The sequence below is a fragment of the Sphingobium sp. MP9-4 genome (assembly GCF_005281675.1).
In the GTDB taxonomy this organism is placed as follows: Bacteria; Pseudomonadota; Alphaproteobacteria; order Sphingomonadales; family Sphingomonadaceae; genus Sphingobium; species Sphingobium yanoikuyae.
Genome location: NZ_LUFI01000012.1, coordinates 1 through 799, shown reverse-complemented (window position 1 = coordinate 799; position 799 = coordinate 1). Strand labels below are relative to the sequence as shown.

1 protein-coding gene is annotated in these 799 nt (G+C 63.2%); it reads left to right on the top strand.

Annotation, left to right across the window (positions count from 1 at the left end):
* Window positions 1–799, top strand: a 799-nt coding sequence (gene kduI / locus A0U87_RS02790) for a 5-dehydro-4-deoxy-D-glucuronate isomerase (RefSeq protein WP_137405204.1), incomplete at both ends; no start/stop codon positions are given.

Sequence of the window (799 nt, the reverse complement as noted above, 5' to 3'; positions counted from 1 at the left end):
CGACATGATGGAGTGCGTGTCGAACGAGGAGCTGCGGGATCGCTATCTGATCGGCGGGCTGTTCCGTGACGGCGAATGCGTGCTGAACTATACCCATGCCGAACGCTTCGTGATCGGCGGCGTGGCGGTGGCCGATGCCCCGGTGAAGCTGCCGGCACAGACCGAGCCGGCTTCGGCGGCGGGCCATCCCTTCCTGGAGCGGCGCGAACTGGCGATCGTCAATGTCTCGGGCGTGGAAGGCACCGTGACCGTCGACGGCGAGGTCTTCACCCTGGGCAACAAGGATTGCCTCTATGTGACGATGGGCGCCAAGGACGTGGAGTTCGCCGGCGCCGGCGCGCGTTTCTATCTCGCCTCCTGCCCGGCCCACAAGGCGTTCACCACCCGCAAGCTCGGCATCGCCGACGCCAATGCGCTGGAACGTGGCAGCCTGGAGGAATCCAACGAACGCACCATCTTCCAGCTGGTCATCCCCGGCATCTGCGACAGCGCACAGTTGGTCATGGGCCTCACGGTCCTGAAGCCCGGTTCGGTGTGGAACACCATGCCGCCGCACATCCATGAGCGCCGCAGCGAGATTTATTTCTATTTCGAGCTGGATGGCGATGCCGATCGCGTCTTCCACTATATGGGTGAGGGCGACGCGATGCGTCACATCGTCATGGCCAATGAGGAAGCCGTGATCTCGCCGCCCTGGTCGATCCATATGGGATCGGGCACCAAGGCCTATGCCTTCATCTGGGCGATGGCCGGCGAGAACCAGGACTATACCGACATGAACGTGCTGGACATCTGCCAG